Here is an 11,945-nt window from a genome sequence, read left to right on the forward strand (position 1 = left end):
GCGGCACGCTTTGCACCAGTTAATCTTTGCACCAGCTAATAGCGCCGGTTCCATCCACCGTTTACGTTGATTACTTGGCCGCAACAAAACGTGTTTGCTTCGTCGGCGCAAAAGGCAACGGCTTTGGCAACATCTTCTGGCTTTCCCCAACGCTGCATCAACGATTGGTCCTTCGCGCGACGATCCCAGTACTCGCTCGTGGAATCCCCCCAAGCCGTTTGGATCCAGCCGGGGCACACGGTGTTGACCCGGATCTCCGGTGCAAGCTCTTGAGCCAAGCTAGCGGCAAAAGCCATCACCGCTGCTTTGACTGGCCCAAACATTTGACCGGCGTCGCCTTCCATCCCGTGAGGCGCTTGATCCCAACCGATGAAGACCATCGATCGATCGTTGCGTGACTGCGAAACGTCTTCGCTATCGAGTGACTCGCTACGACGATGGCGTTGCGACTGTTTGATATCCGCTCGCATTTTCGCTGCGACACGGCGGCTGATTGCGATGGTATTGGTCACATCGACTCGCATCAGATAACGCAGCTTTTCGTCAAAACTCCACCCGGCCGCTTCGCCAGTTAAAACGTCTGCCCCCGCGTTATTGATCCAGACGTTCGGTCCGTCCGGCGATCCACTTGATCCATCGTCCCCAGCCACCTCCTGCCAGGCTTGGTCGACAAATTTGTGGCAACTTTCTTCAGATGCAAAATCGGCTTGCAGCAACACGGCTTCTTTTCCTAGCGAGCGAACCATCGCTGCCGTCTCCTCGGCGCCGGCTCGGTTGTTCCGGTAGTGAATCCCGATTTGCGCGACCGACGGTTGCTGGGCTAGATGCAGCGAGATTTGTTGGCCGATGCCGGAAGAGGCCCCGGTGACGACGGCGCGACGATGTGGGTGCGTCATGCTCGATTAAACTCCCTTGAAAAGAAAACATTTGAACGCTGATCATGTGGATCGAACGCCCGGACACCGAAAACGCCTTGCGGACTCCTCCGTCGAGGGAGAAACCGGGTAAAATCCTGATGAAGACGCAAAGTTTTTAGCGGTCGACGGCTTCGGTTGCGAGCGGACTTTACGGGGGACGAGCTAGCCTAAGGTCAAACCTAGCGGTGATTCGGCCCCCGAATCCTGCGACCGAAGGGCGCTGCGGTGAACCTCCGCCCCTTCGTGCCCTTGCCGTAACGTCACTTGGAAAGCTACCCTTTTGAGGCGGTCCACTCGACGTAAAGCCCGCAATTTGGCCACTTGCCGGTCCCATACGACCGGTCCCAGATTTGCCTTTACCTTTCTATTCCCCACCCAAGCATTCTCTCTATGTCCGATTCTAAGACCATTGCTCAAGACGAAGTACGCAAGCAGCTCGGCGAACTGGAGCGACAGTCAGAGATCGATGTCGATTCGGCGGAAACGAATGAATGGATGGCTTCATTGGAATACGTCCTGAAAAGCAAAGGCCCCGAGCGGGTCCGTTTCTTGCTTGAAAAGCTTCGTGACCGCGCCGCCCAAGAAGGCGTGCATGCGGTCGCCGCCGATACCAACACGCCGTACCTGAACTCGATCCCCGTTCACGAGCAACCGGCGTATCCGGGCAACCGAGATCTCGAACGTCGGATCAAATCGATCATTCGCTGGAACGCGATGGCGATGGTTGTCGGTGGTAATAATCGGGGCGGTGGCGTCGGTGGTCACATCAGTACGTTTGCCTCAAGCGCGACGCTCTATGAAGTCGCGTTCAATCACTTTTTCCGCGGACGTGGCGAGGATGGCTTTAGCGGTGACTCGGTCTACTTCCAAGGTCACGCGTCGCCTGGGATGTACAGCCGTGCGTTCGTCGAAGGACGTCTGTCGGCCGAACAGCTCACCAACTTCCGACGTGAACTCGAAGACGGCGGCGGGCTGAGCAGCTATCCGCACCCATGGCTGATGCCAAGCTTCTGGGAATACCCAACCGTCTCGATGGGACTCGGTCCGATCATGGCGATCTATCAAGCTCGCTTCAACGAATACCTGCGTGACCGTGGCATCAAAGACACCAGCGGCCAACGCGTCTGGGCGTTCCTCGGCGACGGCGAATGCGACGAACCGGAAACTCTCGGTGCGATCGGGTTGGCTTCGCGAGAGAAGCTGGAAAACCTGATCTTCGTCATCAACTGCAACCTGCAGCGACTCGATGGCCCCGTTCGCGGCAACGCCAAGATCATCCAAGAATTGGAATCGATCTTCCGCGGCGCCGGCTGGAACGTCATCAAGGTCATTTGGGGCGGCGATTGGGACGAACTGCTCGCACGCGACGAAAGCGGCTTGCTCGTCAAACGCATGGGCGAGGTCGTCGACGGCCAGTACCAGAAATACACCGGTATGCCCGGTAGCTACATCCGCGAGCACTTCTTCGGCAAGTACCCCGAACTACTGAAGCTGGTCGAAAACTACAGCGACGAAAAGCTCGAGAAGCTCAGTCGCGGCGGACATGACCCCGAAAAGGTTTACGCCGCGTACAAGACGGCGACCGAGATGAAGAACGGCAAACCCACCGTCGTTCTCGCCAAGACGATCAAAGGCTACGGACTCGGCGAAGCAGGCGAAGGTCGCAACGTCGCCCACAACCAAAAGAAGCTCAACGACGAGGAGCTTCTCGAATTCCGCTCGCGTTTTGGCATCCCGATCAGCGACGAAGAAGTCGTCAAAACCCCGTTCTACAAGCCGCCGGCGAACAGCCACGAGATCAAGTACCTGCATGAGCGCCGCAAAGCACTTGGCGGTTACCTCCCTTCGCGGCCGACCGAACCGTTGACCATGGAAGTCCCCTCGATGGAGGACATGACTAAGGTCATCAAAAAGCTTGAAAACAAAACCATCAGCACGACCTTTGCCGTCGTGCAAACGTTGATCGCGCTGTGCCGCGATAAGAAGATCGGAAAGTTCATGGTGCCGATCGTGCCCGATGAATCCCGCACGTTTGGGATGGAAGGCATGTTCCGCCAATTCGGGATCTACGCTCACGCCGGTCAGCTTTATGAGCCCGTCGATTCGGCGATCATCTCGTACTACAAAGAAGCTCAGGACGGGCAGATCCTGGAAGAAGGAATCACCGAAGCGGGCTCGATGGCCAGCTTCAACGCCGCCGGCACCGCGTACAGCTGCCACGGCGTGAACATGATTCCGTTCTATATCTACTACAGCATGTTTGGGTTCCAGCGGATCGGCGACCTGATCTGGGCCGCCGCCGACATGCGTGCGAAAGGGTTCTTGATCGGCGGCACCGCCGGCCGAACGACGCTCAACGGCGAAGGTCTCCAGCACCAGGACGGGCACAGCTTGCTCAATGCGATCGCGTTTCCGACGGTTCGCTCCTACGATCCGGCCTTCGCTTACGAAGCCGTTGTCGTCGTCCAGCACGGCCTGAAGAAGATGTACGCCGAAGGTGACACGTGCATTTACTACCTGATGTCCGAGAACGAGGCTTACGAGCACCCGGAGATGCCGGCCGGCTGCGAAGAGGGCATCGTCAAAGGGATGTACAAGTACCAAAGCCGCGATGTCGATAGCCCCAAAGCTCGCGTGCAGTTGTTCGGCAGCGGTGCGATCCTGAACTGTGTTCTCAAGGCTCAAGAAATCTTGGCCGAACAGTACGGCATCGCCAGCGATGCCTGGAGCGTGACCAGTTACACCGAACTGCGTCGTGAGGCGGCCGCATGCCAACGCTGGAACATGCTGCACCCCACCGAAACACCACGCAAAAGCTACTTGGAAGAATGCGTCGAAGGTGTCGAGGGTCCCTTCATCTCGGCGAGCGACTACGTTCGTGCACTCGGCGAACAACTGACGCCTTGGATGCCAGGTGACTACTTCGTCCTCGGTACCGACGGCATGGGCCGCAGCGAAACCCGCGAGGCACTGCGTCGACACTTCGAAGTTGACGCCGAGTCGATCGTGATCGCGACCCTCAGCCGACTTTCCAAGGCTGGCGTTTTCGGCCCCGAAGATGTCCAAAAGGCGATCGAAGACCTCGGGTACAATCCCGACAAAGTCGATCCGTACTATGCATAACCAGTCGGAATACCCCGACATTTCCCGTTTCATCGGTCGAGTCATCGAAGGGCTGCGTTTGGTTGCAACCCGGTGACTTGGACCGCAGGCGATTTTCCCGATCAAGCGTTAAAGAATTCACAACGATGGCAACCGAAGTTACCCTTCCCGAACTTGGCGATGGAATCGAATCCGGCGACGTCCTGGAAGTTTTCGTCTCCGTTGGCGACACGATCACCGAAGGCCAAGACATCGTCGAAATGGAAACGGACAAGGCGACCGTTCCCGTTCCCTCCTCGGTAGCCGGCAAGGTTTCCAAGATTGTGGTCAGCGAAGGTGACACCGTCGCGATCGGTGGCGTCTTGATCGAAGTCGAAGCCGGGTCGGGGGCCAGCACCCCAGCGCCGGAAAGCCCAGCCCCAGAAGCACCGGCGAAAGAACCCGAAGCGGCACCCGAGCCGAAACAAGAAGCGGCGCCCGCCCCAGAGCCGACCCCACAACCACCGGCACAGCAGTCACCAACGGTTCCTCAAACGCCTGCACCCGCGCCGCCACAACCTGCCGCGCCAGTCCAATCCGCACCCGCACCTCAATCGCCCGCACCCGCACCCGCACCGGCCTCCGGCGATGTGATCCCTGCCGGGCCTGCCGTGCGGCGTTTCGCTCGAGAAGTCGGCGTCGACTTGGGACGCGTTGCCGGAACCGGCGAAGGCGGACGCATCACGCGTGACGATGTTTTGTCGGCCGTTCGCTCGTCCAGCCAAGCCGCCGTCGCTCAGCCACCCGCTTCCGCCGGTCAGGCTGCTGCGTCGACTCCGCAGGCGGCCGCGCCGCAAGCCGGTGCCGCTTCGTCCCAATTGCCAGGCACGATCGCCAGTGACGATTACGGAACCGTCGGTGTGGAACGGATGAGCAAGATCCGGAAAACGATCAGCGACCAAATGCACAAAAGCTGGTCGAACGTTCCTCGTGTCACAAACTTTGATGACGCGGACATCACCGAACTGGAACGCTTGCGTCAGAGCAGCAAAGAAGACTATGCCGCCCAAGGGCTGAAGCTGACGTCGATGCCGTTCTTAATCAAAGCGGTCGCAACCGCTTTGAAGCACCACCCGTCGATCAACGCCACCGTCGATCGCGAGAACGAACAGATCATTTACAAAGACTATGTGAACGTCGGAATCGCGGTCGACACAGATCGCGGTCTGGTAGTTCCGGTGATGAAGAACGCGGATCAAATGAGCGTTCCAGGTATCACGCGTGCCCTCGCCGAGATGGCGGGCAAAGTCCGCAGCGGGCAGTTCCCTGTCAACGATCTTCGCGGTGGTTCGTTCACGATCAGTAACCTCGGCGCGATCGGCGGTCAGTACTCAACTCCGATCGTCAACGTTCCCGAAGTTGCAATTCTGTTGGTCGGACGCAGCCGCAAACTGCCCGTCGTGATGCCCGACGATAGCATCCAGCCTCGACTGATGATGCCGCTTTCGCTTTCTTATGATCACCGGCTTGTTGACGGTGGCACGGCGGCTCGTTTCCTCAATGACGTGATTGGCTACTTGGAAGCCCCCAGTCGGCTACTGCTCGCATTCTAGGGTTCTGATCAGATTCAGATTCAGCCAAATGGTCATTGCCGTGGCTTTCATGAATGCGCGACGACGATCGTGTGCCCTCCAACACCCATGACTAATGGGCGTTGGGTGGATTTTGGGCTGCGGCCATGAAACGTCCGATCATGCTTGAAGTGCGTCCGTATGCTGCGCCTCGATCGGAACCGCTTTCTCTCGTCCGCATCAATTCGTTGATCCAATCGGCGCAACCCTTCTGACCAGACGGGTGCCCCACGATCTGCTTGGTGATTCTGCCGATCGGACTGAATCTTCAACGCGGTTCGTTCAAACTAAGACGCGTTCAATCTCTTTTCCCTGGACGTAGTGCCCAGGTCGTTGGGAACGTCTGGTAAACTATTGTGTTCTAATGGCATCGAAGTCATCACAGTCAGGCGATGCGTGCGACCTAGTGATGACATCGGGCTTCTTCGGCCCCTCCCCATCAGCCCTTTCACTCATCTCTTCTGGAGCTTCGTTGATGATCAACGTTCATGGCCAAAGTCTGAAACTGCCCTTGCTGGCGATGATCTTGTTCGCCGGGATCACCATGATCGGAGCCACGGCGCCCTCCACTGTGATTGCACAAGACGACATCGATGCCGAATTCGGTGACGTCGCCGGTCCAGGGGAAGAGCCACCGGTCGACGAAGCTCCGGCCGATGACAATGCCGGACAAGCTCCCGCCGGTGAAGATGGTGGTGCAGGCGACGCGGCGGGTGGCGGTGCGGCGGACAGTGCCGAAGGCGATTCGTTACTCGGTTGGGTACTCGAATCACTCGGCTACACTTACATGATCGTGTTCCTGTTGCTTTCGGTCACGCTCGTATCGCTTTTTGTGATGAACATGTTGGCGGCCCGACGTGACACATTGTGTCCACAAGAACTGGTCGAGTCGTTCGAGGAAAAGCTCAACGCAAAACAGTTCCAAGAAGCTTATGACATGGCCCGCACCGACGAATCAGTTCTAGGGCAAGTGTTATCGGCGGGATTGGCAAAGATCTCGCGAGGCTACAACAAGGCCATCGAGGGCATGCAAGAAGTCGGTGAAGAGGAGAGCATGAAACTTGAACACCGTCTTTCCTACATGGCACTGATTGGAAACTTGAGTCCGATGATCGGACTGTTTGGAACCGTTCAAGGGATGATCGAATCGTTCCGTGTGATCGCCACCAGTCCGCAAACGCCCAAGCCTTCCGAGTTGGCCGAAGGGATATCGACGGCGTTGTTCACCACCTTGGTTGGACTCGCGATCGCGATCCCCGCCATCGCCGCCTACAACATCCTGCGTAACCGTGTCGCACGGCTTCTGCTCGAAGTCGGCGTACAAAGCGAAAACTTGATGAGCCGGTTTGAAGACATTCAGCCCGGAGGCACCGCGCAGTGAAAGTCAAATCCAAAAAGGTCGACTTGGCCGAGGGTGATTTGACTCCCATGATCGACATGACGTTTCAGTTGATCGCGTTCTTCATGGTGCTGATCAACTTTTCGCAAACCGAATCGAACGAGCGGGTCGTGCTGCCCAGCAGTACGCTCGTGAAACCTCCAGACAAACCACTGGAGTTTCCGATCATCTTGCACGTCGCCAAAGACGGTGAAATCATTCTCGGTGGCGACAGTTACACCACCGAAACGCTCGGTTCAGGTTTGCGCCGGGAACTTGCCGTCCTGCGCGCCGAAAACAAAGAACCCTCCGAAGCCAATGTGATCATTCGTGGTCACCAAGACACCGCGGCGGGGCAAGTTCAGGAGATCATCAAGGTCGCCCAGGATGAAAAACTGGAGCAGTTCGCACTTCGTGCTAAAGAGGACCGTTCGTAATGAAGATTCGCCGCGAAGTCGAGCAGGAAAAAAATGAACTGAATATGACCAGTATGATCGACATCGTCTTTCTACTGTTGGTGTTCTTCGTGATGACGTTCAAGATCGTCGAAATGGAAGGCGACTTCACCGTACGCATGCCGCTTGCCGGCGACGGGCAATCCAGTTCAACCGACCTGGATCTACCCTACAAATTGCGTTTGCGCGCCGACGATCAAGGGTCACTGACTGCGATCGAACTTAATGAAATCAACCTAGGTACCGACTTCGACAAGCTCCGGGCAAACATCGTTTCACTGGTCGGGACCGATGATCCCGTCGAAGGCGAAGACGGTCCGGAAATCGAAATCGATACCGACTATAACCTTCGCTACGCCCACGTGATCCAAGCGATTACCGCTGTCAGCGGCTATCGGGACGAAGGCACCGGTCAAGTCATCAAGCTGATCGAAAAAATCAAGTTCGCCAAGCCTCGCCGCGGTTAGAATCGCGGCTGATTCGCGCTCTTGCCGGCGCTCCTGCGGTGGTTTGTACGAGCCCTACTCTCGTTTCCACATGGCGGAACTCGCCGGCGGGATGTTGATTTTGTCAGCCGTAAACGCGATCGCGTGCGGTTCTCCCGCGCAAACATGGGCTCTAACCCGTCGGCCGATCGCTGAATCGCTCAATTCGACCAGATCAACAAGCCGTCGGCTATTTCCGCTAAGCCCAAATTCTGGTTTTCGATCCAGACACCGCGCAATTTCCCGTGCTACTTGCTCGCCGGAACCTCCGCCGTACTCGACATCCTCCGTCGGCCGGCTTGCGGTCGTTGGCCCTCGGTGTTGAAGGTTCTCCCTCGCTCTGTTGCGGTCACCCTCCGTCCCCTGGCAAGGGCGATTGTTTAAAGCTACGCTCCACTGATCCGCGCCGGCAGCGGCACCGCGCGGCACGATGGACCACACTTGCCTCTCAAATCAGACCTTAGCGATGGCTCACACGATCGTAATCTTCGGTGCTTCCGGCGACCTGACCAGCCGCAAACTTATTCCCGCCCTCTACAGTCTGTTCAAGAAGGGCAAGTTAGATCAGGTATTGCGAATCGTCGGCGTCTCTCGGTCTCCGTTTGAGCACGCCGCCTATCGCGATTCACTTCGAGAATCGACGGAGAAGTTCACCAAAGATCTCTTCGATGCCGAATCATGGGAGCAATTCAGCAATCAGATCTTTTATCACGCCGGCGACATCAAAGAGGCCGAAGACTTCGAAAAGCTCGCTGGTTTTTTGACAGAAATCGAAGAAGGCGAGCCGGTCGGAAGAATCTATTATCTCTCCACGATGCCTCAGTTGTATCTAGACGCGATTCAACAACTTGGGGCCGCCGGTCTTGCCGACGACAGCGATGGCTTTCGGAGAGTCATCATCGAGAAACCGTTTGGGACCGACCTCGGTTCGGCACAGTTCCTGAACGAGCAAATTCATAAGGTCTTTCGTGAAGACCAGATCTATCGAATCGACCACTATCTCGGCAAAGAAACCGTCCAGAATATGTTCGCCTTGCGTTTCGCGAACTCGATCTTCGAGCCGATTTGGAACCGTAACTACGTCGATCACGTGCAAATCACCGTTGCCGAAGAAGTCGTCATCGGTCGTCGAGCGGGCTACTATGACGGCTCTGGAATCCTGCGTGACATGTTTCAGAACCATATTTTGCAGTTGATGATGATCACTGCGATGGAGCCACCGGCACGCTACGATTCCAGTTTGGTGCGAGACGAAAAAGTGAAGGTCCTTCACAGCGTTCGCAAAATGATCGGCGGCGACTTCGCGACCAACACCGTTCGCGGCCAGTACAAAGGCTACTTGAACGAAGAAGGCGTGCCGGCGAACAGCCAGACTGAAACGTACGCGGCCTTAAAACTTTATTGTGATAATTGGCGATGGAAGGGGGTGCCGTTCTACTTGCGGAGCGGCAAAGGGATGTCCTGTCGCACGACTCAGATCGTCATCCAATTCCGCGAAGTCCCTCATATCTTGTTCGGTCAAAAAACACGTGCCCCGATGGGCAACCGGTTGGTGATCCAAGTGCAACCGGCCGAAGGCATTCAGTTGCACTTCGAGTCAAAAGTTCCCGAGAGCGAGATGAAGACACGAACCAGCACGCTGGATTTCGACTTTAACGCCTCGTCGACCGGCGGGATGCCAGACGCATACCAGCGACTGCTGCTTGACGCGTTGCTCGGGGATGCGAGCTTGTTCGCCCGCAGCGACGAAGTCGAGCTGGCTTGGGGGATCATTGACCCGATCATTGCGGCTTGGAGCAGCCCCGCGGCACCGGAGTTGCATCAGTACCAAACCGGTCAATGGGGACCGACCGAGTCGAATCAGTGGATGGCCGACCAGCATCGCGAATGGTTCGATGTCTGTCCTGTTCTTTGCCATTGATTGACTGTGACGGATTGGCTGATCCAATGAGTCTGGCCGCAGCGATAAAACTAGGTCGAGTCCGCCATGAATCTGGGTAGCGGCTCTTGCCGCCAACCCGGTTTCGCGGTTAGACTTCCCGAACGTGGTCGTGACACCAAAATGCGTCGTGGTCCACGTCCCGGAGGATAAGCGAATTGGCCAGCAGACTGATTCGAAATCAGTTGCCCCATTGGGGTTGTGGGTTCGAGTCCCATGTCCTCCGCTAAGCAGAATTAGCCCGCAAATCGCGGGCTTTTTTTGTGCGCGCTGCGATAAATTTGACGAGGCAGTGCTGCGTCCGCAATCTGTGGCGGTACCGTCGGCCGCCGATTACTTGGTCAGGGCTCAATAAGAACGCCCGACGAAGTCGCTGGTAAAGTCAATGTCGGGCTGGTCAAAAATCGCTGTTGAGATGCGAACATGACTGCCGTTCATTCCTGCTGGAAAACAGCGATACCCTATTCCGATTATCTGTTGACCGCCCATGAGTCTTCGCAATGGCGGAAACGGTTTCGAGGAAAAGATTAGTACTGTGGCCCTTGGTCGAATCCAGATGAGGCCCTCGAAGAATGGCGACGGATCGAGGCTTCGCTGACGCTTGGCATTGATCCCGCCAGGCCTGAACACCTGACGATCGACGATCTTTTTGCGATCTCAACACTGCAAGTAAAGAAGATCTCCACGAAACAGGCCAAAGGTCACGTGACACGCTCGATGACGCGAAAGCAGGCTGCAAGCACTTGCTTGGCTACTTTGGGCGACACCGACCCGCAGAGTCATTCGGCGCAAGCGACTTCACCGCCTATCGAAAGGCATTTCCAAAGAACTGGGGCCGAGATCGATTCCGATGCAAATCGTGTTCGTCCTTTCGTTGTTCAGTTGGGGAGTAACGAAGCAAGGTTGCATTGAACGGGCGCCCGTTTATGGCGAAGTCTTCGACCCACCATCGGCGAAGGCCATCAAGGCCGATCGCCGCAAGAAGCCGCAAAAGAAGTTCACTGGCGAAGAAATCCATAGTCTCTTGATCATGCTGACGTCGAGATGCACGCGATGATCCTGTTGGCACTGAACGCCAGCTACGGAAACCGCTATTGTGCCTGACTGGAATGGTCGATGATCAAAGGTGTGTGGCTTGACGAGATGCGGGGTAAAACCGGTAACGATCGACGCGCACGGCTGTGGCTGATCCCTCGCAAAGCCCTTTGCGACATCAGGAAGAATCGAAACAGATCGAAGGTGATGCCAGTTGAAGGCTACCAAAAACCGACGGCCAGCGACATCCAGAGTGAAAAAATCAGTGTTGGCCGCTAGTGCTCGCTCGGGGAAGACCGTAACTCGCATCAGTTTACGTCACCTCCGCGCCGAAGCGGAATCGCTTCGTGCTGGAAGTTTGTCGAACCAATATCAACTCAAAGAGGATGGAACTCGCTTCGGTCGATGTGGTTCCGTTCTTAGAAGCGGCCGACTCGAAGAATACATCTGAAACTTGCGACCTGTGCCGAAGGCCCTCACGACCTAATGTTCGTGGCCGTGGGCTTCTTCCTTGAAGTCGCCCGAGTATGGCGTTCCGTCAACAACACCGGTCATCGTGCCGGCATACTCTTGCACAACGCCGAGCTTTTCATGCGTTCCGACAAAGCGTGATGACTTTCCTTCCGGATCGACTTCCTGTGGCTCGGCCGACAAGGTGACTTGCATCTCCGGATCGGTGATGCTCAGCTCGATCGATTCCGCATCAATCGGAGTGGCCGTCTTCTCATCGCTTCCCAGCACGAACACCGTGGCTTGTTGTTTGTCATGGTCCACCGTGAATTCAACGTGGAACTTGCCACCACCCCAATCGGCGATGGTGCCATCGTGCGGTCCAACTCCGTGTGCATGCCCTTCGACACTATGAGCATGGGCGTCGCCATCCGCGTGGTCGTGTCCGTGATCATCACTTGCAGAACTGCTGGTGCTGCTGGACGCCTGGTCTGATGTTGGAGTGGACTTATTGCATCCCATCACAGAAGCGACGAGACACAAAACGGCTACAAAACGAAACTTCTTCATCTTC

General features: G+C 56.6%; 8 protein-coding genes and 1 tRNA gene. 7 read left to right on the forward strand and 2 right to left on the reverse strand.

Annotation, left to right across the window (positions count from 1 at the left end):
- Window positions 1-35 precede the first annotated feature (35 nt).
- Window positions 36-896, reverse strand: coding sequence for an SDR family NAD(P)-dependent oxidoreductase (locus tag FYC48_RS08915; RefSeq protein WP_149496353.1), 861 nt, complete (start codon window positions 894-896; stop codon window positions 36-38).
- 411 nt (window positions 897-1,307) lie between these two features.
- Between FYC48_RS08915 and aceE the strand changes: the two genes are divergently transcribed.
- The 7 genes from aceE to FYC48_RS08950 all read left to right on the forward strand — a co-directional run bounded on the left by aceE (window position 1,308) and on the right by FYC48_RS08950 (window position 10,112).
- Entirely contained in the window at window positions 1,308-4,040 is a 2,733-nt protein-coding gene (gene aceE, locus FYC48_RS08920) for a pyruvate dehydrogenase (acetyl-transferring), homodimeric type (protein WP_149496354.1), read from the forward strand.
- Between the two features lie 125 nt (window positions 4,041-4,165).
- On the forward strand, window positions 4,166-5,611 hold the full coding sequence (locus FYC48_RS08925; RefSeq protein ID WP_149496355.1) for a 2-oxo acid dehydrogenase subunit E2: 1,446 nt from the start codon (window positions 4,166-4,168) through the stop codon (window positions 5,609-5,611).
- A 493-nt stretch (window positions 5,612-6,104) separates the two neighbouring features.
- Window positions 6,105-7,010, forward strand: a complete 906-nt coding sequence (locus FYC48_RS08930) for a MotA/TolQ/ExbB proton channel family protein (RefSeq protein WP_390622115.1) — start codon at window positions 6,105-6,107, stop codon at window positions 7,008-7,010.
- The gene (locus tag FYC48_RS08935) at window positions 7,007-7,444 is read left to right on the forward strand and encodes an ExbD/TolR family protein (RefSeq protein WP_149496356.1); all 438 of its coding nucleotides are present in this window, start codon (window positions 7,007-7,009) and stop codon (window positions 7,442-7,444) included. The genes FYC48_RS08930 and FYC48_RS08935 overlap by 4 nt, the downstream gene beginning before the upstream one ends.
- Window positions 7,444-7,929 carry an ExbD/TolR family protein gene (locus tag FYC48_RS08940; RefSeq protein WP_149496357.1) on the forward strand — a complete coding sequence of 162 codons (486 nt, stop codon included), beginning with the start codon at window positions 7,444-7,446 and terminating at the stop codon, window positions 7,927-7,929. The genes FYC48_RS08935 and FYC48_RS08940 overlap by 1 nt, the downstream gene beginning before the upstream one ends.
- A 484-nt stretch (window positions 7,930-8,413) precedes the next feature.
- Window positions 8,414-9,868 (forward strand): glucose-6-phosphate dehydrogenase, encoded by a 1,455-nt coding sequence (gene zwf / locus FYC48_RS08945; RefSeq protein ID WP_149496358.1) that lies wholly within the window; start codon window positions 8,414-8,416, stop codon window positions 9,866-9,868.
- A gap of 162 nt (window positions 9,869-10,030) precedes the next feature.
- Window positions 10,031-10,112 (forward strand) — tRNA-Ser (locus FYC48_RS08950).
- A 1,292-nt stretch (window positions 10,113-11,404) separates the two neighbouring features.
- On the opposite strand, the gene FYC48_RS08955 is transcribed toward FYC48_RS08950, so the two are convergent.
- Window positions 11,405-11,941: a hypothetical protein gene (locus tag FYC48_RS08955; protein WP_235034159.1), complete on the reverse strand. Its 537-nt coding sequence runs from the start codon at window positions 11,939-11,941 to the stop codon at window positions 11,405-11,407.
- Between the last annotated feature and the right edge of the window lie 4 nt (window positions 11,942-11,945).

The organism is Roseiconus lacunae, from assembly GCF_008312935.1.
Taxonomy (GTDB): Bacteria; Planctomycetota; Planctomycetia; order Pirellulales; family Pirellulaceae; genus Stieleria; species Stieleria lacunae.